The organism is Streptococcus sp. HMSC067A03 (assembly GCF_001814295.1).
GTDB lineage: Bacteria > Bacillota > Bacilli > Lactobacillales > Streptococcaceae > Streptococcus > Streptococcus constellatus.
On record NZ_KV815642.1, the window covers coordinates 90,251 to 113,722 of the forward strand.

At 38.3% G+C, this 23,472-nt stretch carries 22 protein-coding genes, 1 tRNA gene, 1 other RNA gene and 1 pseudogene; 2 read left to right on the forward strand and 23 right to left on the reverse strand.

Annotation, left to right across the window (positions count from 1 at the left end; all coding sequences use genetic code 11):
• Positions 1–4 precede the first annotated feature (4 nt).
• Entirely contained in the window at positions 5–973 is a 969-nt protein-coding gene (locus HMPREF2963_RS01105; protein WP_070668095.1) for an NAD(P)/FAD-dependent oxidoreductase, read from the forward strand.
• 53 nt (positions 974–1,026) lie between these two features.
• Here HMPREF2963_RS01105 and HMPREF2963_RS01110 read toward each other — a convergent pair whose 3' ends face one another.
• The 8 genes and pseudogenes from HMPREF2963_RS01110 to ssrA form a co-directional block, all read right to left on the reverse strand.
• On the reverse strand, positions 1,027–2,718 hold the full coding sequence (locus HMPREF2963_RS01110) for a phospho-sugar mutase (RefSeq protein WP_070668097.1): 1,692 nt from the start codon (positions 2,716–2,718) through the stop codon (positions 1,027–1,029).
• Between the two features lie 409 nt (positions 2,719–3,127).
• Positions 3,128–3,802 carry a DnaD domain-containing protein gene (locus tag HMPREF2963_RS01115; RefSeq protein ID WP_070668099.1) on the reverse strand — a complete coding sequence of 225 codons (675 nt, stop codon included), beginning with the start codon at positions 3,800–3,802 and terminating at the stop codon, positions 3,128–3,130.
• A 169-nt stretch (positions 3,803–3,971) separates the two neighbouring features.
• A pseudogene (locus HMPREF2963_RS09695) lies at positions 3,972–4,082 on the reverse strand (homoserine O-succinyltransferase); the annotation flags it as partial.
• Between the two features lie 35 nt (positions 4,083–4,117).
• On the reverse strand, positions 4,118–4,630 hold the full coding sequence (locus tag HMPREF2963_RS01120; RefSeq protein WP_006267445.1) for an adenine phosphoribosyltransferase: 513 nt from the start codon (positions 4,628–4,630) through the stop codon (positions 4,118–4,120).
• Positions 4,631–4,755: 125 nt separating this feature from the next.
• A complete protein-coding gene (locus HMPREF2963_RS01125; RefSeq protein ID WP_037597311.1) occupies positions 4,756–5,451 on the reverse strand; it encodes an LrgB family protein in 696 nt (231 codons plus the stop codon).
• Positions 5,444–5,824 carry a CidA/LrgA family protein gene (locus HMPREF2963_RS01130; protein WP_003069732.1) on the reverse strand — a complete coding sequence of 127 codons (381 nt, stop codon included), beginning with the start codon at positions 5,822–5,824 and terminating at the stop codon, positions 5,444–5,446. The genes HMPREF2963_RS01125 and HMPREF2963_RS01130 overlap by 8 nt, the downstream gene beginning before the upstream one ends.
• Before the next feature lie 144 nt (positions 5,825–5,968).
• Positions 5,969–6,056, reverse strand: a tRNA-Ser gene (locus tag HMPREF2963_RS01135).
• Positions 6,057–6,064: 8 nt separating this feature from the next.
• Positions 6,065–6,414: a transfer-messenger RNA gene (gene ssrA, locus HMPREF2963_RS01140) on the reverse strand.
• Between the two features lie 136 nt (positions 6,415–6,550).
• Between ssrA and HMPREF2963_RS01145 the strand changes: the two genes are divergently transcribed.
• Positions 6,551–7,552, forward strand: a complete 1,002-nt coding sequence (locus tag HMPREF2963_RS01145; RefSeq protein ID WP_070668101.1) for a YdcF family protein — start codon at positions 6,551–6,553, stop codon at positions 7,550–7,552.
• 373 nt (positions 7,553–7,925) lie between these two features.
• Here HMPREF2963_RS01145 and HMPREF2963_RS01150 read toward each other — a convergent pair whose 3' ends face one another.
• The 15 genes from HMPREF2963_RS01150 to HMPREF2963_RS01215 all read right to left on the reverse strand — a co-directional run bounded on the left by HMPREF2963_RS01150 (position 7,926) and on the right by HMPREF2963_RS01215 (position 23,472).
• A complete protein-coding gene (locus tag HMPREF2963_RS01150; protein ID WP_037597314.1) occupies positions 7,926–9,695 on the reverse strand; it encodes an ABC transporter ATP-binding protein in 1,770 nt (589 codons plus the stop codon).
• A 9-nt stretch (positions 9,696–9,704) separates the two neighbouring features.
• Positions 9,705–11,441, reverse strand: a complete 1,737-nt coding sequence (locus tag HMPREF2963_RS01155; RefSeq protein WP_070668103.1) for an ABC transporter ATP-binding protein — start codon at positions 11,439–11,441, stop codon at positions 9,705–9,707.
• Between the two features lie 153 nt (positions 11,442–11,594).
• Positions 11,595–12,446: a DNA/RNA non-specific endonuclease gene (locus HMPREF2963_RS01160; RefSeq protein WP_070668105.1), complete on the reverse strand. Its 852-nt coding sequence runs from the start codon at positions 12,444–12,446 to the stop codon at positions 11,595–11,597.
• Positions 12,447–12,653: 207 nt separating this feature from the next.
• Positions 12,654–12,830, reverse strand: coding sequence for a DNA-directed RNA polymerase subunit beta (locus HMPREF2963_RS01165; protein WP_049481332.1), 177 nt, complete (start codon positions 12,828–12,830; stop codon positions 12,654–12,656).
• Complete coding sequence (gene murA / locus HMPREF2963_RS01170) at positions 12,823–14,103, reverse strand: UDP-N-acetylglucosamine 1-carboxyvinyltransferase (RefSeq protein WP_070668107.1); 1,281 nt, start codon at positions 14,101–14,103, stop codon at positions 12,823–12,825. The genes HMPREF2963_RS01165 and murA overlap by 8 nt, the downstream gene beginning before the upstream one ends.
• A 37-nt stretch (positions 14,104–14,140) precedes the next feature.
• Positions 14,141–14,371: a DUF1146 family protein gene (locus HMPREF2963_RS08940; protein WP_080983109.1), complete on the reverse strand. Its 231-nt coding sequence runs from the start codon at positions 14,369–14,371 to the stop codon at positions 14,141–14,143.
• A gap of 103 nt (positions 14,372–14,474) precedes the next feature.
• Complete coding sequence (locus tag HMPREF2963_RS01175; protein ID WP_003069748.1) at positions 14,475–14,894, reverse strand: F0F1 ATP synthase subunit epsilon; 420 nt, start codon at positions 14,892–14,894, stop codon at positions 14,475–14,477.
• Positions 14,895–14,904: 10 nt separating this feature from the next.
• On the reverse strand, positions 14,905–16,311 hold the full coding sequence (gene atpD / locus HMPREF2963_RS01180) for a F0F1 ATP synthase subunit beta (protein WP_037597319.1): 1,407 nt from the start codon (positions 16,309–16,311) through the stop codon (positions 14,905–14,907).
• A 34-nt stretch (positions 16,312–16,345) separates the two neighbouring features.
• Positions 16,346–17,224, reverse strand: a complete 879-nt coding sequence (locus tag HMPREF2963_RS01185; RefSeq protein ID WP_003069751.1) for a F0F1 ATP synthase subunit gamma — start codon at positions 17,222–17,224, stop codon at positions 16,346–16,348.
• Between the two features lie 15 nt (positions 17,225–17,239).
• Entirely contained in the window at positions 17,240–18,745 is a 1,506-nt protein-coding gene (gene atpA / locus HMPREF2963_RS01190; RefSeq protein ID WP_003069752.1) for a F0F1 ATP synthase subunit alpha, read from the reverse strand.
• A 15-nt stretch (positions 18,746–18,760) separates the two neighbouring features.
• Complete coding sequence (locus HMPREF2963_RS01195; RefSeq protein WP_003069754.1) at positions 18,761–19,297, reverse strand: F0F1 ATP synthase subunit delta; 537 nt, start codon at positions 19,295–19,297, stop codon at positions 18,761–18,763.
• Positions 19,297–19,791: a F0F1 ATP synthase subunit B gene (gene atpF, locus HMPREF2963_RS01200; RefSeq protein ID WP_003037243.1), complete on the reverse strand. Its 495-nt coding sequence runs from the start codon at positions 19,789–19,791 to the stop codon at positions 19,297–19,299. The genes HMPREF2963_RS01195 and atpF overlap by 1 nt, the downstream gene beginning before the upstream one ends.
• Positions 19,792–19,805: 14 nt before the next feature.
• Positions 19,806–20,519, reverse strand: a complete 714-nt coding sequence (atpB, locus tag HMPREF2963_RS01205; protein ID WP_003025280.1) for a F0F1 ATP synthase subunit A — start codon at positions 20,517–20,519, stop codon at positions 19,806–19,808.
• A gap of 39 nt (positions 20,520–20,558) precedes the next feature.
• Positions 20,559–20,759 (reverse strand): F0F1 ATP synthase subunit C, encoded by a 201-nt coding sequence (locus HMPREF2963_RS01210; protein WP_003025282.1) that lies wholly within the window; start codon positions 20,757–20,759, stop codon positions 20,559–20,561.
• Positions 20,760–21,072: 313 nt separating this feature from the next.
• Positions 21,073–23,472, reverse strand: coding sequence for a glycogen/starch/alpha-glucan phosphorylase (locus HMPREF2963_RS01215; RefSeq protein WP_039676884.1), 2,400 nt, complete (start codon positions 23,470–23,472; stop codon positions 21,073–21,075).

The following is a 23,472-nucleotide window of genomic DNA, read 5'->3' on the forward strand; positions in this document are numbered from 1 at the left end:
AATCATGTCTGAAATTTTTGATATTACGATCATTGGTGGAGGTCCCGTGGGACTTTTTGCTGCTTTTTATGCACACATGCGTCAAGCAAAGGTGAATGTGATTGATTCACTTCCTCAGCTCGGTGGACAGCCCGCCATTCTCTATCCTGAAAAGAAAATTCTGGATGTTCCTGGTTTTACTGATTTAACTGGTGAAGAACTGACTGAACGTTTAATTGAGCAACTGAAAACGTTTGAAACAAGCATTCACCTTGATGAGACAGTATTAGATATTGAAAAAAATGATGGATTGTTTTCCTTGACGACAAGTAAAGGAAAACACATTTCAAGAGCAATTTTAATTGCCATGGGAGGTGGAGCTTTTAAACCTCGCTCACTTGATTTGGACAATGTAGAACAATTTGAAAACATTCATTATCACGTTTCCAATATCAATCAATACGCTGGACAAAACATTGTGGTTCTAGGAGGTGGTGATTCTGCTGTTGATTGGGCAATGGCTTTTGATAAGATTGCACCGACCAGCATCATTCACCGCAGGGATAATTTCCGTGCTTTAGAGCACAGTGTCAATGAACTAAAAGCTTCTACTGTCACGATTAAAACACCATTTATTCCAAGCAAGCTTATCGGTGAAGGAAACAAACTTACTCATCTTGAAATCACTAAAGTAAAAAGCGATAAGACAGAAATATTGCCACTTGACCAACTTTTTGTCAATTATGGCTTCAAATCATCTGTTGGAAACTTAAAAAAATGGGGACTAGAGCTCAATCGTCACAAGATTATTGTGAATAGCAAACAAGAAACTTCTGTCGCAGGTATCTATGCTGCTGGAGATTGCTGTAGCTATGATGGTAAAATTGATTTGATTGCAACTGGTCTTGGGGAAGCTCCTACAGCCATCAACAATGCTATGAACTATATCTATCCAGAACAAAAAGTACAACCAAAACATTCGACTAGTCTTTAAAACGCAAAAAAACTTGAAGTTCTCAAAAGAGAACTTCAAGTTTTTTTATGCACTTATTTCACGCTATCCATTTTTTCTCGGCAAGCCTTTTCGATGAGATCGAGTTTTTTAACACTTTCCTTTTCGTCTTTACCAATTGAATAGATGTATAGTTTGATTTTAGGTTCGGTCCCTGACGGTCTGAGTGCATACCATGAACCATCTTTAAAGTAATATTTCAAGCAGTTTTGTTTTGGAAAATCAAGATAGCCATCTTTAAAGTCAATCACTTTTTCAAGTTCCATTGCTCCAACTGTTGTCAAAGGATGTTCTCTAAATTCTTCCATCATGCGAGCGATTCTCTCTTGACCTTCTACACCTTCTAACTCAAGAGAAACTTGTCTTTCATTATAGAAACCAAATTCTGCATAGATATCATTTAAAATATCTAACAGAGTCTTACCCTGTTTCTTAAAGTAAGCAGCCATCTCCACGATCATCATAGAAGCACTGACAGCATCTTTATCTCTAACAAATGTTCCATAACAGAAACCGATACTTTCTTCGTAACCGAAAACATACGTTTTTTCTTTAGTACGATCATACTCGTTGGCTTTGCCACAAATATTTTTAAATCCAGTCAGGGTTTCTACTGTTTCAATACCATATTTCTTCGCAATCGCTCTAGATAAATCACCTGTAACAATAGATTTCACCATGACAGGATTTTCAGGTAAATTATTGAGAGCAGAACGTTGTGAGAAAATATAATAAGAAAGCAAAGCACCAATCTTATTTCCATTTAAAAAGACATAATCACCGTTTGCATTTCTTACTTCCAGCGCAACACGATCGCAGTCTGGATCATTGGCAATCAAAATATCACAATCATTTTCTTTTCCAAGTTTTTCAGAATAGGCAAATGCTTTTGGAAATTCTGGATTGGGATAACCAACTGTTGTAAAATCTGGATCAGGAAATTCTTGTTCCTTCACGACATAGATATTTTCAAAACCTCTTCTTTTTAAAATTTCTCTAACCGGAATGTTTCCTGTACCATTCAAAGGCGTATAGCCAACTTTGATAGATTTATCAACATCTTCATTGATGGTCAAGTTAAGAACTTCTTTGTAGTAATCTTCTTCGACAGATGCATCAATATAATTTGCAAGACCACTTTCCAAAGCTTCTTCAAAAGGAATAGATTTGATGTCTTCAAAGTTGACAATTTCATCCATGTGACCTGCAATTTGGCCTGCAATGTCATCCAAAATTTGTGACCCTTCTTCCCAATATGCTTTATAGCCATTGTATTCTTGTGGATTATGACTAGCTGTCACCATCACGCCAGCCTTACAGTGCAATTTTCTAATCGCATATGAGCACATTGGTGTGGGATGAATTCCATTGTAAATATATGTTTTGATTCCGTGTGCAGCCATAATAGAGCATGTTAGTTCAGCAAATTCTTTTGATTTGTATCTAACATCATAGCTGATTGCAACACCTCTTTTAACAGCCTCTTCACCATGATCTTTTAGTGTTTCAGCCAATGCTTGTGCTGCTTTTCCTACCATATATTTATTCATGCGGTTGGTACCAGCACCCAATTTCCCACGAAGACCAGCTGTCCCAAATTCAAGCCCCTTATAAAATCGATCTTCAATTTCAGCTTCATCATCTTTAATAGATAACAAATCAACTTTTGTTTCTTCATCGAAAAATTCATTATTTAGCCATTGTTCATAAACTTCTTTATAGTTCATATAACGACTCCTTTTATTATATTATTTCTCACTAATTCCATTCTATACTACCTTTTCATTTTTAGCAATCCTTTTTCTGATTTTTATTTAAAACGCTTGCATTTTTTAGTTTTAATGGAAAAATCTAAAATGCTTTTAGAAGGAATAACTAAATATTTTTCTGAAAAATTAAAAAATTTCTCTTATCCAAATGATTAGGCATTGGCATTTTTATACTCAGTTTTCTATATTCTCCTACTATTTCAATCATTGGCTAGAGACTCAACTTTGGGTAAATCAGCATCAAAAATGAGCCCTATCATCTCTGAAGTGGATTTTATCACTACAGAAATTATAGAGCCTTCATTATCATTTTTTTACTATTACTTATTTCATGCTCAATTTTTCATGAAAAATAAACTTCGACATCTTAATCACGCCACAAATCCATAGCATTCAAAAAATCATCTGAAACGGTGATATTTTGCGGATTGGTCGTTTCACGTTCCTCTCGCTTCGCTTCGACTTGGCTTACTGTTGTAATACCTTCACGACGCCAATTTCGTAAGATGGCTTGGATATACTTCCAATTTGCTTTGCCGTTAAAAACAGCTTCTCGAAGAGCAGCTGTGACGAGTTCTGGGCTGGTCTTATCATCTTGAATTGTTTTTGTTAAATCTTCTATTTCAAATGGTGTCAAGAGACGACCTAATTCTCTTTGGAAAGTCTCAACCAAGTCTTTTAAACTATTTTGAGAAATAGGCTGTGCGACCGTTGAGTGACTTTCTACAATTTCATCCAATCGTTCAAGTGCTGGCAGTGCATCAAAAACAGCCTCAATCTCACCATTAAGTACAATCGTTTTGTACTGCAACAACCCTTTTTCTGTCAAATTTGACATAGAACGATTGACCTCTGTGACTGACTTCCCAATACTTTCCGCAATCCGATTAGGGGAAATCTCTTCTAATGACGTTGTATTTTGCAAATAGAAAAATTGCCAAACCAAAAAGTCGTCACTATTATCAAATATCTCATGAAAATGAAAAAGAAGCTCTGTTGGCAATACTAAATTGCCCGTCTTATACGCTGATAAATAAGTCATAACACCTCTTATAAATAAGCAAACAAGAAAGCGACATTAGCTGCATTTTTCCAGTCAATGGCGTTTCTTGGTAAACGGCATAGTTGATACAATTGTTGAAGAACAGTGCCTCAGCTAGATTCCACCGCAAACATAGAGTTGAAATAATTTTCTGGGATATGGGGATCTAGCGCAACAACTGCGTTTCTGTCACTATTTTTTGCGGCATTAAATTCAAAATCAAGATATTCTCAGATCTTAAAATGTCGACAGCTAATAATTTCTTAATTTTAAATGACATTTTCGCTTAAAGAGGATCTGGCTTTCACTTATATCTTAATAGTGCATGAGAACCTTATAATCGTAGTCGCCAATTGCTTCGCGACCTTTAAGCTCATCTAATTCAATAAGGAAAGCACAGCCTGCAACGATACCACCTAGTCGTTCAACCATCTCAATCGTTGCCTTAACCGTTCCGCCCGTTGCAAGGAGGTCGTCAACAATCAGTACACGTTGTCCAGATTTGATGGAGTCTGCATGCATTGTTAAGGTATCTATACCGTACTCTTTTTCATAACTAGCTGAGATAACCTCACGGGGTAACTTCCCAGGCTTACGTACTGGAGCAAAACCAACACCAAGCTCATAAGCTACTGGACATCCAACAATAAAACCACGCGCTTCTGGACCAACAATCATGTCAATTTTCTTGTCTGTAGCATATTGAACAATTTCTCGAATGGCATAGCTGTATGCATTTCCATCTGCCATCAATGGGCTAATATCACGAAATAAAATTCCTTCTTGTGGATAATTTTCAATGGTTGCAATATAATCTTTTAAATCCATAACTGTCTTTCTATCAAAAAGTTTTTACTCCCTATTATACCATGTTTTTTAGGAAATAGGGCAGAAAAGTTTCTTAGTACAAGATTTTTTATTCTATTAAAAATGACAAGTCGTTCTAACTCTTTCTATTTCAAAATAATACTTGCGACAATCGGACTGACAATGACATACATAATCCCTGTCACTCCAATAGCCAGACCAGCCATAGCTCCTGCAACTTGTCCGTATTTAAAGGCTGTTCCAGTGCCAACAGCGTGACCCGTTCCTCCAAGAGCTAAACCCACTGCAACTGGATCTTTGATTTTTAAAATTCTTAAAACAGTCGGGCCTATCACACTTGTCAAGATTCCTGTTGCTACTACGACCACCAAAGTCACTGTCGTTAGCCCTTGCATTTTATCCGTAATTCCAACCGCCATAGCTGTTGTGACTGATTTTGGAAAGAGTGAAATGGCTAAGAAAAAATCCATTCCAAAAGCCTTTGCGACCAAAGCTGTAAAACTGGTATTAACCACTACTGCTACAAAAGTACCAAGCAAAATGCTTCTGGCGTGGTGTTTCATGAGATGAAATGTTTTATACAAAGGAATTCCTAACGCAACCGTTGATGGCACAATGAGATTATTTAAATAGGTCCCACCAACATAGTAATTCTTGTAGGAAATTCCTGTCAATTTTAAAAATACAATAACAAATATGGTGGCGAGCAACAAAGGAGTTGTCAATGGATGAGGAAATCTGCGAAATATCAGCATTCCTACTAAATAAGCAAAGATCGATAAAGCCAAACCAAATAAGGGATTGCCCCACAAATTAGACATTTCTTGTTTCTCCTTCTCCGTAGTCGCCTTCAAAGCGATTTTTAATCAAATGAACAACCACAGCAATGACAATCACATTAATGACAATCGCTCCGACAATAATCAAAACAATCGGCAATAAATAAGGAGCAATGACATGAAATTTATCCATAATTCCTACAGCCGGCGGCAAAAATAGAATCGTCATATTGGCTAATAAAAAGTTTCCCACCATGCTCACATGCCGCAATCGTAAAATCTTAAATTGCAAAGCCAAAAAAAGAAAAATTAAACCGATAATACTTCCTGGAATCGGCAAATGAAAAAGATAGGAAATCCCTTCTCCTATCAAAGAAATCGAAAAAATAATCATCAATTGTACATATAATTTCACAAGAAACCTCCAAACTTTCTAGTAACAGTCTACTACTTTTCAGAAAAATTTCAATATTTTTCAAAAAATAAATGAGTGAATTCGTTTCTCACTCATTTTATCTTTTAGTAAAAAAACGCCACCAATGAGCGTTTTGTACCAAAACGGAAGACATGGGATTCGAACCCACGCACGCTTTTACACGCCTACTGCGTTTCCAACACAGCCTCTTAAACCTCTTGAGTAATCTTCCACGTTTATAAATGGAGCCGGTGGGAATCGAACCCACGTCCAAACACCTGCCAACACATTTGTCTACAACCATAGGTTATGTATTGGATTTAACTTCGCTTTGACACATAACTCAAGCCAAAGCCAAGCGAGTCTATTAATCTCTTATCAAGTCCCTAGACAAGACTTAATCGTATCTCGCTATTATTAAGACCTGTCATCGAACACGAGCGATCCAAATCTGGTCACGCTGGCTGTTTTTTAGGCAGCTAAAGCGTAAGAATTATTATTTTTTGCAGTTATATTTAACTGGCGCTTTACATCCGCTTGATGAGTCGCAAAATGTGCCTCATAATGCCTGTCGAATCCGTAACGACCCCAAGACATGAAAATATTATACCACACTTTTACTAAAAATTTCAATTTTTTGCGTCCATTGTTTTTGAAATCTACTTTTTATAAGAACTTTTATGCTATACTAAAATGGAATTTGTTTGAAAGGTTTGTTATCTAGATATGGTATTGCATCTTGTTTGGTTTCTTCCTGCTCTGCTTTTTTTCATTTTATTTTATATAGAGCCAAGGCGACTCTTCCATGCATATTTCCTTAGTATCATTCTTATTTTATTCGCCCTAATTATTTCTGGTCGTTTTGTAGTCCATATTGAGCAACTTGCCAATAGAAATCTAACAATGCTTATTTTACTCATCCTAGCCTTTTTCATTCCATTGAGTGTCATAGCTTCATCTAGTTATCTCATTTTTAATGGTCGGCAGATGATGATTTATGAAGGTAGGCATATAGCTAATCTCCTCTCCCTCTTTTATGGTATCACCATTGCTCTTTCCCTAGTGCTTACTTTTTTCTTCCCTCATTTTATCTTTCTTCATAAGATTCTATCTCTTACAAATGGACTTCTAATTTATGGTAGCTATCTTTATGCGTCCTATATCCTTTACGGTTTTGTTTATAATATATTCCCCGTCATAAAACGTCCGGACTATCTTATCATCTTAGGTTCAGGATTGATTGGTGACCGAATACCGCCTCTTCTCGCTCAACGACTCGAAAAGGGGAAGACGATGTATGAAAAATTTCATAACCATCCCAAAATTGTCGTTTCTGGAGGACAAGGTGTCGATGAACCAATAGCAGAAGCAGAAGCAATGGCGCAATATTTAAGGCAAGTAGGTATTCCACAAGAGGATATTATAATTGAACGGCAGTCAACCAATACCTTAGAAAATTTGCAGTTTAGCAAAACTATTTTAGACGAAAAAAGTAAGGAAAATTACTATTGCTTGGTCATCACCAATTCTTTCCACTCTTTGCGAGCTGGTATTTACATGCGAAAACTTGGCTTAAAAGGGCGAAGCATCGGATCTAGGACTGCTCTTTATTTTCTCCCATCAGCTTGGATTCGCGAAACAATCGGACTGATTGTACTCTATTGGAAATGGCACGCTATTTTTCTTGGATTTTATTTCATTATTTGGCTGATTAATCTCTTTCGATAATGTAATCTTTGCAGCTATTTGCCTTAATGGAACCATTCACAAGCCATGATTAAAAACTATCAACTAGGATAACGGGCAAACTAAAATGAATGCTTGCTATCGACTAGGACAATTATGTATAAAACCCGTTCTTGCTATCAGCCTAGCTGACATGCAAAACGAAACCTATTCCCTACATCTCCCAAACTGATCGAAGAAATGGACTTTCTCCTCAAAGATGTTGTGAAAAATAGTCGCGATACAGAATTATTGCCGTTCAATCTTAGTACGATCAAAAATAAAAAACACGAACTCGTCCAAATTAGCTAACTGCTAGTCCAGACTGAGGTCGTGTTTTCATTACTTTGAGAGGTTTTGTCTATTCTCTTACTTATTAAGCTTCTTTCTTAGCAAATTGGCTCGTATATAAATCATAATAGAAGCCTCTATCAGCTAGAAGTGATTCATGAGTTCCTTGTTCAATAATTTGTCCGTCTTTAAGCACTAAAATTTTATCAGCTTCTTGAATTGTCGATAAGCGGTGAGCAATGACAAAGCTTGTCCGTCCTTGCATGAGGTTCTTCATCGCTTTTTGAATCAAGAGCTCTAAGCGCGTATCAACCGACGAGGTTGCTTCATCCAAAATTAAGATTTTGGGATTTGCCAATAGTGCGCGCGCAATGGTCAATAATTGTTTTTGCCCCAGCGAGATATTGCTAGACTCCTGATTCATTTCCATATTATAACCACCTGGAAGTGTCCGAATGAAATGATCTACATTAGCAGCTTTGGCAGCGTCCACAATTTCTTCATCTGTTGCACTCAGATTTCCAAAACGCAAGTTATCCTTGACTGTCCCTTCATAGAGCCAAGCGTCTTGCAAGACCATGCCAAATTGCTTGCGGTAATCTTGGCGCGATAAGTTACGAATATCGTGACCATCAACAGAAATTGAACCTGCTGTTACATCGTAAAAGCGCATAAGTAGATTGATGAGGGTGGTCTTTCCAGCACCGGTCGGACCGACAATTGCTACCATTTCACCCGGCTTTACCTCCAAATTGAAGTCGCGAATGAGCGGTTTGCTTTCTACATATTGAAAATCAACATGTTGAAAACTAACCTGTCCTGTCAAATCATGTTCTAATTGCTCTTTTATATCCGTTACTTCGTCTGGTTCATCTAATACTTGGAAAACACGATCCAGCGAAGACTTAGCACTTTGTAATTGCCCAGCTAACTGCGTTAAATTTTGAATTGGTTGGTTTACTTGCCATACATATTGTACAAAAGCTTGCATGTTCCCAATTGTTAATTGTCCAGAAATGACTTGCAAACCACCAACGACCGCTACAAGCAGATAAGTCAAATCTGAAATTGCGTTCAAAATTGGCATCATCAAGCCAGAAATAAAACTAGCTTTGAACCCGACTTCTTGGAGGTTTTCCGTGATTTCTCGAAAATCGTCTGAAGATGTTTCTTCACGACCATAGAGTTTCAGCACATTAAAACCAGTTAGATTTTCTTGAACAAATCCATTCATGACACCTAGCGTATCTGCTTGCTTTTTAAAATACGGTTGTGATTTTTTCAAAATAAAGTTCGCCCCAAAATAGGTCAACGGAATGCTAGCAATCACTATCAAAGCCAGTTGAAAATTAAGATACAAGACCATTCCGATAACTAAGGTAATGGTCAAAACCGCATTTACAACTTGTAAGAATGATTGTTGAAGCGCATTTGAGACAGTCTCTACATCACTGGTAAAGCGCCCTAGCAAATCTCCAAATTGATGCTTATCAAAGTAAGAAACTGGAATTTGATTAATTTTAGAACTCAACTCATTGCGCATGTCACGTACTGTATTTTGCACTGCATTGGTCATAAAATAATTAGAATAGTAAGCCCCAATTTCATAGAATAAACCACGCAAAAGGTAAAGTGCCATTACCCCAAAGACATATGTTGTGTTTATGCTGGCGCCTTCGACTCCTTTTGCTATGTCCAGCACATTTCGTGTCAATTCTGTAATAGCAAGACCAAGTACAAAAGGCTCTAGCACGCTCATCACAATACTCACCACCTTCAAAAAGATAGCAAAGATTACTGAGAGTTTATAAACTTTTAAGTAACTCCACAAGCGCATAAAACTATGTTGTTTCATCTTTCCCTCCTATTCTTCTGTTAGTGATTGACTATTAAGCTGAGAATTAGCAATTTCGCGATAGATATCGTTTTGTCGCAACAATTCTTCATGTGTTCCGCGCCCGACGATTTCTCCCTTATCCAGAACAATAATCTGATCTGCATCCATTATGGTTCCCACACGTTGTGCTACAATCAATACAGTAGCATTTTGCGTAACTTCTTTGAGTCGACTTCGAAGAATGGCATCGGTCTTATAGTCCAACGCAGAAAATGAATCATCAAAGATATAAATATCTGGTTCTTTCACGACAGCACGTGCGATAGAAAGGCGTTGCTTTTGCCCACCTGAGAGATTGCTTCCCCCTTCAGCTAAATGGGTTTCAAAGCGTTCTTCCTTACTTTCGATAAAATCTCTAGCTTGTGCTACATCTGCCGCTTGTGTCAATTCTTCATAACTGGCATGTTCTTTCCCATACCGCAGATTTTCTGCGATTGTTCCCGTAAACAGCAAAGCCTTTTGTGGAATGAAGCCTATCTTCTGCCGCAATGCTTTTAGATTATAGGAGCGCACATCTACCCCATCCACTAAAATTTTTCCTAAAGTTACATCATAGAAGCGTGGAATTAACTGCACCAGAGATGATTTCCCTGAACCTGTTGAACCAATAAAGGCAATTGTTTCACCAGGTTTTGCTTTGAAGGAAATATTATGCAAGACTGGACTCTCTGTTTCACCAGGATATGCAAAGGTAACATTGTCAAACTCTAAATAACCATGACTGTCTGTCTCAGTCACACCATCTTCGTTTGGATTGATTGAAATGGGCATTTCCATTACTTCTTTCAACCGTTCACTCGAAACAGCAGTTCTAGGATACATAGTAAACAAGCTAGACAGCAACAGAAATGACAGCAATGCATGAAAACTGTATTCGATAAAAGCAACTAAATCGCCAATTTGCAAATCTCCTGTACCTAGTGGTTTTAAAGCAAAGCAGACAATGGCAACAATCATCGCGATGATAATTTGAACAAAAAGAGGTTCTGTCAAACCAGTTAACTTGAACAGACGATTCGAATTATTCGCATAAATGTCATTTTGTGAAGCAAAACGCTCTTCTTGAAATTCTTCTCGAGCAAAAGCACGAATAACGCGCAACCCCATTAAATTCTCACGTGCGTATTGATTGATTTTATCTAAAGTTTTTTGTTGTTTTTCTGATAAAGGACGAGTCTTGACTGCTATATACCAAACGACAATGCCGAGGAAAGGAACAGAAATTGCAACAATCCAAGCCAAGGAAGGACTAGTGAAAAAAATCATCATCACACTAGACATCATCATCATTGGTGTGATGACACCCATTTTTAGGGATTGTTCTGCGAACTGCATCAAAACAAAAGCATCACTGGTAATCCGTGTCACTAAGGATGAAACACCAATCTGCTCGTATTCATGATGGGAATACTCTTGCAATTTGTCGTAGATGTCATTACGCATATCACGCACCATACTCGTTGTCAACTTACCAGCTGCATAAGAAAGCACGATGCGCCCCAAAATTCCCAACAAAATCACAATAAGCATCACAAGCGCCCAATAATACAAGCGGTTGCTGTCTTCTTGGTTAATCCCTTCATCAATCATCCGTGCTAAAACAGTCGGTAAACCGAGATTCACCACAACAAATAAGACAGCACCAAAGAAATCCAATAGCAACCATTTTGGATATTTTTTCAAATAAGACCAAATATACTTCATGTTTCTCCTCCCTACATCATAAAATAATCCGCAATAAAAAAGCACTTATACACTTTTTAGACAAAATAGAGCGTGCCAAAGCACGCCTATGCAAAAACAGTATAACAAAAAGATGATAAAAATGCAAAAGCATATGGGCTATTAACTCCAAATTTAGTTGGTGACCGTCACTTCTCCTGTCTGATAATTTAATCGAATTCCTGTCTGTACGTTTGGCACAAAGACATTTATTTCCAAACTACCGTCGCTAGACTTGGCTTCAATATGTGAACCAACCGGTACTAAATCCTGCTCACTTGCGTAAATCAAGGTCACTCGATACCGAACTCGTTTATTTTTATCAAGAGCTTTACGTACTTTCGTTTCATAAAAATTTTGACCTGTAGAATGGCTAGCATTTGCTTGATTCGCCCATGCCGTTTGCACCGCAATATTTTTAGGATTGCTAGTCGAAGCATCAAAGCCTTTCAAGTTACCAATCAAGGCATAACCTAGCAGATGTCCACGGTCAACTGCATGATGATATTCACCCGATAAATGCTTCACCTGATGCCAGCCAGCAGGTGTCCAAGTTGTTGAACCATTACCTGTTTCTTCACGATTCCTATACTGACGAGTAGCTTTAGACAAAAGAGCATTTGCTACCGTCGGAACAGTTCGACCTCTAACCAATTTTGTCTTATTATCCGCATAAGGAATACTTCCCACTTTAGCATCTAAATCATTTTTATTCTCATTAATAATAAAAGCTCCTGCGCCATTCCACTCGATTTTCCCTTTGAGCTGTCGTTTGACAGATTCTGTTAAAACGCTCTGTGCTAATTCTTGACTGGGTGCTGCATGATTCTTACGAATACTCCTGTTAATAGCAGTGCTGTCAGAATGCTTCGTACTGCTATGATTATGATAATTGCTAAAAGAATAACCTCCCAGCGCAAGAACAAGTGCAAGAAATACGCCTGCTACACTTTGCGCTACTTTCTGGTTGGATTTCTTTCTCGCCATTTCCACTCCCCTTTAAATAAATAGGAGGGGGTGGGACTACAAAGTCAATTTCTACGAAATCACGACTTTTGTCTCACTCCCTCAAAGTTATTGCCCTCTAAAAACTGATACACTCAACAACTAGAAGTCACGCAATTACTGCGTCTTGTAATCGAACATTTTTGAATAAGAAGTTAGTTTTTATTTTGCCTCTTTTTGCTATTAAGATTATCGTCCTGTAAATTTGCTGATAATGGTATGCCATTTATCTAGTGATAAAATTGACCACGGATCCTTACCACCATATCCTACCACTAATCCAACTGCAAACAAAATTAAACCAAACAATAAGACTGTCAAAACAATTCCGACTTGTTTTTTAACGTATTTCAAATTATTATTCATCGTCTTCTTCCTTCACTCGCTTAATATTTGCACCCAAATTAGCTAGTTTTTTATGAAATTGATAATAACCTCTATCCAAATGAGTTAGTTGACCTACTTTTGTTTCACCGTCTGCAACCAAACCTGTCAAAATTAGCGCGGCACTCGCACGCAAGTCTGTTGACATCACTTCAGCTCCTTGCAAAGCTTGACCACCAACGATACGAGCTGTATCTCGCATAATTTCCGAGTGTAGACCCATTCGACGCATTTCTTCCAGATGTTGGAAACGATTCTCAAAAACAGTCTCAATCATAGTGGATTCACCCTTAGCAACCGTCATCAAAGCTGTAAATTGTGCCTGCATATCTGTTGGGAAACCAGGATGAGGAAGAGTTTTGACATTGACTGCTCTTAGTTTAGAAATGTCAGATTGAATACGGATACCCTCATCTTCCTCCGTAACAGACACACCCATTTCTAGCAATTTCGCAATAAGTGGACGATTATGCTCCCAAATAGCATCTTGCACAAGGACATTACCGCCAGTCATAGCAGCGGCTACCATAAAAGTCCCGGCTTCAATGCGGTCTTGTACTACACTGTGGCTTGTCCCCATCAGCTCCTCAACTCCAGTAATGGTTAATGTTTCTGTACCAGCACCACGAACTTTCGCCCCCATTTTGTTCAATAAAACAGCTAAATCAACAATCTCCGGTTCGCGCGCTGCATTTTCAATCACAGTTACACCATCCGCTAAAGTTGCTGCCATCATGATATTTTGCGTTGCACCCACGCTTGGAAAATCCATGTAAATATGAGCACCATGCAATCGGTTAGCTTTGGCCTCAATAAATCCAGCCGTCTGCTTAATTTCAGCCCCCATTGCCTCCAATCCTTTCAAATGAAGGTCAATAGGACGACTTCCAATCGTACAGCCACCAGGCATAGAAACTTTGGCATAACCATTTCTTGCCAAAATCGGACCTAATACCACGATAGAAGCACGCATTTTACTCACATATTTATAAGGCGCTTCTTCACTCAACGGCTGTGTAGCATCTACCGTAATCCTGTTCTCTTCTTGTTCAAAAGTCACTTTTGTATTCAATCCACGAACCACATTGTTCATCGTAAATACATCAGATAGAACCGGAACATTGGTTAGAGTTGTTTTCTCTGTCGTCGCTAGAATAGTTGCTGCAAGCAAAGGCAAAACAGCATTTTTGGCACCTTCAATTTTAACCGAACCGACTAATGGATTCGAACTGCCTTGTATAATAATTTTATCCATATTTCTCCAAAACACCTATTATATTTCTTTTCTTATCCTATAAATTACTATTAAACACATCTCGTCCCAATGTATAGAGACTGAGGAAGAAAGAACTGAGCAAAAACCCTAACGCAATACTAAACAATAAAATTAGAAATCGAATCTTAAGAGCATTGTCAGCATTCACCTTTAATAGTTTTTCCCAATTCACAACAGTAGAAAGCAAGTGAAATGAAAGAAAAATAAAAATCATGTGGCTACTAAGCGTAAAAATTAACTGAATCATATCCCCATTATACCAAAAAAATAGATGAGAGCAAACTATCGGACACAAATCAGGTACTGATAGCAAAAAAGCCATTATAAAAAGGCCAATTGGCCTTTTCGTATTATAATCTTGTTCCAACGTTAATTCGATTAATGGCACGTTGAAGGGCAATTCTGGCACGACGTTCTTGGTCAATTAAATGCTTTTCCTGTGCTTCTTCAATGGCACGCTCGGCACGCAATTTTGCTCTTTCAGCACGACTGATGTCAATATCACGAGCGCGTTCAGCAGAGTCTGCAACGATGGTAATCAAATTATCAGCAACTTCGACAATTCCACCATTCACCGCAATCCAATTGACATGATCTTCTTCATCAATCCGCTTCACTTTGACCTCATCGACAGCCAAAACAGCAATCATGTTTTCATGATGCGGCAAAATCCCCATTTCTCCATCAAGAGTTTTAACGGAAACAAACGTTGCATGATGATCAAAAACAAGACCATCAGGTGTAACGATTTGTACTGTCATTTGAGCCATAAGTCACCTCTTAGAATCCCATTTTTTCAGCTTTAGCAACCACATCTTCAATAGAACCAACGCCGCGAAAGGCATCTTCAGGAAGATGATCATATTTACCTTCAAGAATTTCTTTAAAGCCACGAACCGTATCAGCAACTGGCACATAAGAGCCTGGTTGACCGGTGAATTGTTCCGCCACATTAAAGTTTTGTGATAAGAAGAACTGAATCCGACGTGCACGAGCAACCAAGGTCTTTTCTTCGTCTGACAATTCATCCATACCCAAAATAGCAATAATATCTTGCAATTCATGGTAACGTTGAAGGACGCGTTTTACTTCTGCTGCAACAGCATAATGCTCTTCACCAACAATTTCAGGAGCAAGCGCACGTGAGCTAGAAGCAAGCGGATCTACTGCTGGATAAATACCTAATTGTACCAATTTTCGTTCAAGGTTAGTTGTTGAATCTAAGTGAGCAAAAGCTGTAGCTGGCGCAGGGTCAGTATAGTCATCAGCTGGCACATAGATAGCCTGAATTGAGGTAACAGAACCTTTTTTCGTTGATGTAATACGTTCTTGTAATTGCCCCATTTCAGTAGCCAAGGTTGGTTGGTAACCCACAGCTGATGGCATACGACCAAGAAGGGCTGACACTTCAGAACCTGCTTGAGTGAAACGGAAGATATTGTCAATGAATAAGAGAACATCTTGACCTTCCACATCACGGAAATACTCTGCAATCGTTAACCCAGTCAAAGCTACACGCATACGTGCTCCAGGCGGTTCATTCATTTGCCCAAAGACCATAGCTGTCTTTTCGATAACACCAGATTCTTTCATTTCCCAGTACAGGTCATTCCCTTCACGAGTTCGTTCCCCAACACCAGTAAAGACTGAAATCCCACCGTGTTCTTGGGCGATATTATGAATCAATTCTTGAATCAAGACAGTTTTCCCAACGCCAGCACCACCGAAGAGGCCGACTTTCCCACCTTTGAGGTAGGGGGCTAAAAGGTCAATAACCTTTATTCCTGTTTCTAAGATTTCTGATGAAGTAGATAACTCATCAAAAGTTGGAGCTTTTTTATGGATTGGTTGACGTTCTGCATCTTCGCCAAATGGAGTATCCAAATCAATGGTATCGCCTAAAACGTTAAAGACACGACCAAGTGTTTCTTTCCCAACTGGAACAGAAATTGGTCGACCAGTATCTAGAACTTCCATACCACGAGTCAACCCATCAGTGGATTCCATGGCAATAGTTCGAACCACTCCATCACCAAGCTCAAGAGCTACTTCAAGGACGATTTTTGATTTATTTTCGTCATTTTTATAGACTACAAGTGCATTATTTATCTCAGGTAATTTATCACCAGCTGCAAACGAAACGTCAACGACTGGTCCGATAACCTGAGCAATTTTGCCTGAGCTCATTCTTTTCTCCTCTATCTATTTATTTTATGTGACACTATTCTAGTGCACTTGCACCCGCCACAATTTCAGTAATTTCTTGCGTGATAGCAGCTTGTCTAGCACGGTTATACTGAATCGTTAAATCACTGATAACTTTCTTTGCGTTATCTGTTGCTGTCTGCATGGCGGTCATTCCTGCTGCATTTTCAGCAGTTTTCGCATCAATAATTGCCCCATAAATCATACTCTCAGCAAATTGAGGCAACAATTGATCCAAAATGACATCTCGACTTGATTCCAATTCCAAATTCAAAACGTAGTCTTCATCTGCTTCATTTGGATCCAAATCCACAATTGGAAGCATTTGTTCAACACGCATTTGGCTTGTTAAACTATTGACGTGATGATTATAACAAACATACAATTCATCAAATAATTCGTTTTGATACATTTCAACCGTTTTGTTAATGATTTTACGGACTTCATCAAAGCTTGGTTGATCTGCTAAACCACGCAGTTCATAAATTGGTTGAAGACCACGAGCACGAAAGAAATCCGAACCCATACTTCCGATTGAAATAATGACAAAATCATCTTTATCATGGTATTCCGCAAAAAGTTCCATCATGGATTTGAGAATGGTCGCATTATAACCACCTACCAAGCCACGATCCGATGTGATAACAATATAAGCCGTTTTCTTAACCGGACGACTAACAAGCATAGGATGGTATTTGGAATTTTGAGCTTCATGTCCGTGAAGTAAATCCGTCAATAATTTTCTGACTTTAGAAGCATAGATTTGAAAATTTTTGGCTGCTTCTTCAGATTTTCCCAACTTTGCAGCAGACACCATCTGCATAGCATTTGTGATTTGACTGGTGTTTTTTGTGGATGCAATTTTATTTTTTATATCATTTAATGAAACTGCCATCTGACACCTCTCTTCTTACTTGAAGCTCGACTGATTGATAAATTCAGTAATTGCAGCATCTAAAGCAGCTTCTTCTGGAAGATCTTTTGTCCGACGAATAGTTTCATAGATGCCTTCATGATGAGCATCAAAGTAATCAAACAATTCTGCTTCAAAACGAAGAATATCATCAACAGGTACACTATCCAAGAAGCCATGTGTCAATGCATACAAGATAACCACTTGTTTTTCAACTGGTAGTGGTTCATGAACAGGCTGTTTCAATACTTCTACTGTTCGACGACCACGGTTTAACTTTGCTTGTGTCGCAGCATCCAAATCACTACCAAACTTGGTAAAGGCTTCTAGTTCACGATAAGAAGCAAGGTCAATACGGAGTGTACCAGCTACCTTCTTCATAGCTTTTATCTGAGCAGAACCACCTACACGCGATACAGATGAGCCGGCATCAATAGCTGGTCGAACCCCCCCATTAAAGAGGCTATCGCTCAAGAAGATTTGACCGTCTGTAATGGAAATCACATTAGTTGCAATATAAGCTGAAATGTCTCCTGCTTGTGTTTCAATAAACGGCAACGCTGTGATAGAGCCACCGCCTAGTTCATCTGAAACTTTTGCAGACCGTTCCAAAAGACGGCTGTGAAGATAGAACACATCTCCAGGGAAAGCTTCACGACCTGGTGGACGACGAAGTAAAAGTGACAGTTCACGATAGGCAACCGCTTGTTTGGATAAATCATCATAAACAATCAAAACGTGCTTACCATTATACATAAATTCTTCTGCCATTGCCACACCAGCATAAGGAGCCAAAAACAGCAATGGTGACGGTTGAGAGGCTGACGCCGTCACAACGATTGTATAATCAAGCGCTCCATACTGACGAAGCGTTTCTACTTGCGTACGAACCGTTGACTCTTTCTGTCCAATAGCAACGTAGATACAAATCATATCTTGTCCCTTTTGGTTCAAAATCGCATCAATTGCAATACTTGTTTTACCAGTTTGGCGATCTCCGATAATCAATTCCCGTTGACCACGACCAATTGGTACCAAAGCATCAATCGCTTTCAACCCCGTTTGAAGAGGTTCTGATACAGATTTCCGTTGCATAACTCCTGGAGCAGGCGTTTCAACTGGGCGTGTCTTGTCTGTCTTAACTTCACCAAGTCCATCAACCGGACGACCAAGTGGATCAACAACCCGCCCAATCAAAGCATCTCCAACAGGTACTTCCATGATTTTACCAGTGCGACGGATTGTATCACCTTCGCGAATATCAGTAAAATCACCTAGAATGATAATCCCAACATCTGTTGATTCTAAGTTTTGTGCCATACCATATGAGCCATTTTCAAAAATCAACAACTCACCGCTCATTGCATTATCAAGACCATGGGCACGCGCAATTCCATCACCAATATAAGTGACGACCCCTGTTTCCGTGACGTCAAAATTTGGCTGGAAATTTTCAATTTGTTGCTTAATCAAAGCGCTGATTTCTTGTGCGTTAATCGCCAAAATTCACACCACTTTCTATTTCAATTTTTCTTTTACTGTTTGTAATTGACGTTTAATACTTGCATCAATTGTCTTATTATTAGCAGTGATGATAAAGCCACCAATAAGGCTCGCATCAAGTTCTTCTTTTAAGGAACGAACTTGCAATCCAAATTTTCGCTCAACAATTGGAATAATTTTGGATTTTTGAGTCTCAGATAAAGTCTGAACGGATTTAATCGTCACTTCAAATTCATTACTAATCATTTCAAGCTGATGAAGACTTTCTACTAAAATATCATAAAAAAGATCTTCACGATGATTGTGAATAATAACTTCAATGAAGTTGTCAATCAAAAGCGAATCAGATCCTTGAAAATAGCGAAGGCTTTTTTCTTTTTCTGTATCATCAACACCAATGTGCGATAGAAAGGCAACTAAGTTTGTATCATCCAAAATGTCTTTCATTTGATGAAGCTGTTCAAAGACATCTTTTTGTTGCCCTTTTTCAATCACAAGCTGGACAAAAGGTGTGGTATATTTTTCAATTACCGCAAATCTTTTTTTGTCCATTAAGCATCTCCTAGCTTGTCAATGTAGCGGTCAATCAACTCTTTGTGAGCTTCTTGATCCAACTGTTGGCCTAAAATTTTACTAGCAAGATTTACAGTCAAATCAGCTACATCACCTTTAATACTGTTCAAGGCTTCTGCTTTGGTTTGAGCAATTTCTTGATTTGCTTTCTCTTTTAAACGTCCAGCTTCATCAGCTGCATCTGCCAAGATTCCTGCCTTATTTTTCTCAGCAGTTTCTTTAGCATTCTCAATAATGGTTGTCGCTTCCTGACGACTACCTGCTAATTCTGTTTCTCTTTTTTGCGCTAAATCTTCTGCTTTTTGACGAGCTGATTCTGCACCATCAATATCGTCTGAAATCTTTTTAGCACGTTGCTCAAAAGTACTTGTGATATTCTCCCAGGCAAATTTCTTGATTAAAATGATTAACAGAAGAAATGAGCCTGCTACAAGGATAAAATCCCCAATAAGACTACCTAAAGTAATATTCATCTCTTATCTCCCTTCTATTCCTCACTGTTAATTTTCTTACCTAGATACATAGATGTCAACATGGTAAATACATATGCTTGAATACATGAAATAAAGACTGAAAAAGCAGTCCAAACAAGATTCAAGACAAAAGCAATTGGATACCAACCAGCAGCTTGTTGTGATAAAGTTAACAACAAACCAGACAGAACTTCACCCGCATAAATATTACCATAGATACGCAGAGCCAGAGAGGCAAAATTAGTGAATTCTTCCAAAATATTCATTGGAGTCATTCCAGCAGGTGTCGCAAATGCCTTGAGATAAGCTTTCACTCCCCGTCGGCGAATTCCTTCAACATGACAAATTAAGGTAATCAAAAATGAAAATCCTAAGTCAAAGGCAAGATTGGCCGTTGGAGATGTCCACAAATTATAACCATTGGTTGTCTGCACTTTTGCCATCAAACCAAGATTGTTAGCTACTGCAACAAAAAGGAATAAGGAAAAGATAAATAGAGAATAATTCTTTATATATTTATCGCCAATATTTCCCTTTGTAAAGCCAATAACAAAATCATAGAGGTATTCTAAGACATTTTGTTTGCCAGAAGGCTTCAGCGTCATTTTCCGACTAGCCCAATAAACAAAGGCAAATACGATAAATACAGTTAGAAGAGACATAGCAAGTAGAGTCAAATCAAAAGTCACAGGACCTAAAGTGATAGTTGGATTTATACTTTCTTCCAACGAACTCCACCCCCTTTTCTAAAGGATAACTTTCTTTTCTTATTTAATGATGAATGACATCGCAAGTGTTACGAAGAAAGTACCTTCGATAAAGGCAATCCCCATGATCATGAGCGTTCTCAACTGACCAATGATTTCTGGTTGACGTGATGCTGATTTAAATAGATTTGCCATTAAAAAACCTTCAGCGAGCGAAACACCCATACAGGCAAGACATAATCCAAAAAATGTTAAATTCATGATGAATTCTCCTTTATGTTTAAAATTTACTTACTTAGTTTAGTCCTAAAAATTCTTTTTGTCAAATGTTTTTGTCTTTTGGAAACGTTTTATAAGGATTTACTTCATTTTCCAAAAAAGCAAGGTATTTCTGCAATAATGATAAACCTAGATAGCGAAAATACGAAGTTTGTTTCACTATAAATCTACCTTTATAAAAAAATAGTAATCTTGTTCTTATTTATTGAAATCTGATACTTCACAAAATCTTCCTCTATCAAATGAAATAAACTAACTTTTCAACAAAGAGGCTGGATAGGTCCCAGCCCCTAGCTTAATCCTTTTTCAGGTTCCAAATTTCTTTGGCGTATTGTTCAATCGTATCATCTGATGTGAATTTATCAGACGTTGCAATATTAACAAGACTCATACGCGCCCATTTTTCTTTGTCGCGATAGAGTTGATCAATCTTTTCTTGTGCAGCTACGTACGAAGCAAAGTCTTCTAGAAGGAAGTATTCATCATTGTGTGTAATCAAAGCTTCATAAATCTCAGCGCCTTCATTCCGGACATTTGGAATGGTTCCGTTTACGAAACTATCAACTACACGCCGAATGACTGGATTGTCTTCGTAGACACCGCGTGAATCATAATCATGACGTGCGTAATGGTCGTAGACTTCGTTTTTGTTCATACCGAAAATCACAATATTGTCATCTCCAACTTCATCTTTGATTTCAATATTAGCTCCGTCAAGAGTTGCCAAGGTAATAGCTCCTGTCATCATGAATTTCATATTGGATGTTCCTGAAGCCTCTTTGGAAGCAAGAGAGATTTGTTCAGACACATCTGCCGCAGGAATGATGAGTTCAGCTAAACTGACACGATAATTTTCAAGGAAAACAACTTTTAATTTGCCTTGTAAACTTTCATCATTATTCACAAGATTTGCTACTTCGTTGATTAATTTAATAACAGATTTTGCAAAATGATAACCTGGTGCTGCTTTAGCACCAAAAATGAAAACTCGCGGCACCATATCTTTATCAGGATTATCTTTCAAATCCCAATATAGCTTAAGAATATGGAGCAAATTGAGCAATTGACGCTTATAGGCGTGAAGCCGTTTCACTTGCACATCAAAGATAGCTTCCGTTGACACTTCCACTCCTGTAGATTCTTTGATGAAAGCTGCTAAACGTGCTTTAGCTTCCTGCTTAACATTATAAAATTCGCTCAAAACATGCTGATCATCTTTGTAGTCTAAGAGTCTACGAAGTTCATGAATATCCGTCCGCCAGCCCTTACCAATCAAACGATCAATTTCATTTGACAATGGTTCATCTGCAATTTGCAACCAACGACGTTGAATGATGCCATTCGTTTTATTATTGAATTTTTCAGGATAAATAGCATAAAAATCACGCAACGTATCTTCTTTGAGAAGTTCTGTGTGAAGTTTGGCCACTCCATTGACCGAATGACCGCCAATAATCGCCAAATGTGCCATGTGGATTTGATTATCTTTGACAATCCGAGTATGTTCAATCACTTGTGGGTCAATGCCACGCGCAGCCATATCAGCAATATAACGATTGTCAATTTCAAGAATAATTTGATAAACACGAGGAAGAACATTTTTAAAGAGTTCCGCATCCCATCTTTCTAGGGCTTCTGAAAGGATGGTATGATTGGTATAGCTCATCGTCTGAACTGTCGCATTCCAAGCGTCTGCCCATTCAAGACCGCAATCATCTAACAGAAGTCGCATAAATTCTGCTGGTGCAACTGCTGGGTGTGTATCGTTAATATGAACCGATACCTTTTCATGAATTTGCTCTAAAGGCAGACCTTGTTTCCGATAGGATTTGATAATGGTCTGCAAACCGGCACTGGTCATGAAATATTCTTGAATCAAGCGTAGCTCTTTTCCTTCATAACTTGAATCATCTGGGTAAAGAATGGCCGTAATATCCTGTACCTTGCGACGCGCTTCAATCGTTGGATAGTCTAATTCATATTCTTCAGGAATTTCGACATCCCAAAGACGAAGATTGTTAACAACGTCATTTCCAAAACCAATTTGTGGTACATCGTAAGGTACTGCACGGAGAGTTTGCGAATTTTCATAAATGGGAAGCATTCGCCCTTCTTTGTTGGCTTGCAGATAGACATTTCCAAAGATTTTAACATCTACAACATCGTGATCCTTACGTGTTTCCCAAACATTTCCGAGACTACCAAACCAATCATCAGGCAACTCGACTTGATAGCCATCTACAATTTTTTGTTTGAATAATCCATAGCGATAGCGAATTCCATTACCAAATCCAGGATAACCTGTGGTTGCCAATGAATCCATAAAAGCTGCTGCTAAGCGACCCAAACCGCCATTCCCTAGCGCCATATCGTACTCAGCCTGTTTGACAGCTGTAAAATCAACACCTAATTCATCAAATCCTTCTTTGACAACATCGAGGATTCCAAGATTTAGTAAATTGGTTTCCAGCATTCGCCCAGGCAAAAATTCAATAGAAAAGTAATAAGCAATTTTTTGCTTGTCTTCTACTAATTTGTTTCGTCGCTCCAACCACATAGGAGTGATGTATTTACGAATTGTACGTGCTAAGGTTTGAAACAGTTCTGCCGAAGTGGCATCTTCTACTTTAATCAATTGTTCTTCATGCAAAATGTCCTTAAAATCATGAAGAAACTGCTCTTTTGTTAGTTCCAT

Bases quoted from the DNA above. Each gene is read 5' to 3' on its own strand.
- HMPREF2963_RS01105 (WP_070668095.1), top strand. From the start codon at position 5: ATGTCTGAAATTTTTGATATTACGATCATTGGTGGAGGTCCCGTGGGA.
- HMPREF2963_RS01110 (WP_070668097.1), bottom strand. From the start codon at position 2,718: ATGAACTATAAAGAAGTTTATGAACAATGGCTAAATAATGAATTTTTC.
- HMPREF2963_RS01115 (WP_070668099.1), bottom strand. From the start codon at position 3,802: ATGACTTATTTATCAGCGTATAAGACGGGCAATTTAGTATTGCCAACA.
- HMPREF2963_RS01120 (WP_006267445.1), bottom strand. From the start codon at position 4,630: ATGGATTTAAAAGATTATATTGCAACCATTGAAAATTATCCACAAGAA.
- HMPREF2963_RS01125 (WP_037597311.1), bottom strand. From the start codon at position 5,451: ATGTCTAATTTGTGGGGCAATCCCTTATTTGGTTTGGCTTTATCGATC.
- HMPREF2963_RS01145 (WP_070668101.1), top strand. From the start codon at position 6,551: ATGGTATTGCATCTTGTTTGGTTTCTTCCTGCTCTGCTTTTTTTCATT.
- HMPREF2963_RS01150 (WP_037597314.1), bottom strand. From the start codon at position 9,695: ATGAAACAACATAGTTTTATGCGCTTGTGGAGTTACTTAAAAGTTTAT.
- HMPREF2963_RS01155 (WP_070668103.1), bottom strand. From the start codon at position 11,441: ATGAAGTATATTTGGTCTTATTTGAAAAAATATCCAAAATGGTTGCTA.
- HMPREF2963_RS01160 (WP_070668105.1), bottom strand. From the start codon at position 12,446: ATGGCGAGAAAGAAATCCAACCAGAAAGTAGCGCAAAGTGTAGCAGGC.
- HMPREF2963_RS01165 (WP_049481332.1), bottom strand. From the start codon at position 12,830: ATGAATAATAATTTGAAATACGTTAAAAAACAAGTCGGAATTGTTTTG.
- murA (WP_070668107.1), bottom strand. From the start codon at position 14,103: ATGGATAAAATTATTATACAAGGCAGTTCGAATCCATTAGTCGGTTCG.
- HMPREF2963_RS08940 (WP_080983109.1), bottom strand. From the start codon at position 14,371: ATGATTCAGTTAATTTTTACGCTTAGTAGCCACATGATTTTTATTTTT.
- HMPREF2963_RS01175 (WP_003069748.1), bottom strand. From the start codon at position 14,894: ATGGCTCAAATGACAGTACAAATCGTTACACCTGATGGTCTTGTTTTT.
- atpD (WP_037597319.1), bottom strand. From the start codon at position 16,311: ATGAGCTCAGGCAAAATTGCTCAGGTTATCGGACCAGTCGTTGACGTT.
- HMPREF2963_RS01185 (WP_003069751.1), bottom strand. From the start codon at position 17,224: ATGGCAGTTTCATTAAATGATATAAAAAATAAAATTGCATCCACAAAA.
- HMPREF2963_RS01195 (WP_003069754.1), bottom strand. From the start codon at position 19,297: ATGGACAAAAAAAGATTTGCGGTAATTGAAAAATATACCACACCTTTT.
- atpF (WP_003037243.1), bottom strand. From the start codon at position 19,791: ATGAATATTACTTTAGGTAGTCTTATTGGGGATTTTATCCTTGTAGCA.
- HMPREF2963_RS01210 (WP_003025282.1), bottom strand. From the start codon at position 20,759: ATGAATTTAACATTTTTTGGATTATGTCTTGCCTGTATGGGTGTTTCG.
- HMPREF2963_RS01215 (WP_039676884.1), bottom strand. From the start codon at position 23,472: ATGGAACTAACAAAAGAGCAGTTTCTTCATGATTTTAAGGACATTTTG.